Below are 299 nucleotides of genomic sequence, written 5' to 3'. Positions count from 1 at the left end.
TCCGGCAGCTCCGAAGAACCACCGCGCGCCGTCATCGAGCACCCACATCTGTCGGCTGTTAGTTTTTAAAGAACATCCGCACGAGGCGCCTTGCCTTCGTTGCGTTTGCTGCATCAGCAGCAGAGAAGCGAGATTATGAACAACCTTCCGGTGTTCGTCAACAGGTTTTTTACTACCGAAGAACCCGCCGACATCGCCGGACAACCGCATCACTGCCGGCCCTCCCGCCTTTCCCGCTTCCCTCGCGCCGCGGCGTCCGCCGCGCGAAAGAGCGAGATTCTAGGCGCTCGCCTCCGCCG

Annotated in this window: 1 protein-coding gene; it reads right to left on the bottom strand. The window is 61.2% G+C overall.

Going from position 1 to position 299, the window contains the following annotated elements; genetic code table 11:
• Positions 1-213, bottom strand: a 213-nt coding sequence (locus tag AABE10_RS36335; protein WP_342937856.1) for a hypothetical protein, incomplete at its 3' end; no start/stop codon positions are given.
• Positions 214-299 lie beyond the last annotated feature (86 nt).

The organism is Paraburkholderia diazotrophica (genome assembly GCF_038900755.1).
In the GTDB taxonomy this organism is placed as follows: domain Bacteria; phylum Pseudomonadota; class Gammaproteobacteria; order Burkholderiales; family Burkholderiaceae; genus Paraburkholderia; species Paraburkholderia diazotrophica_A.
Note: the sequence above shows the minus strand (reverse complement) of the source record. Positions and strands in the feature narration are given on the sequence as shown.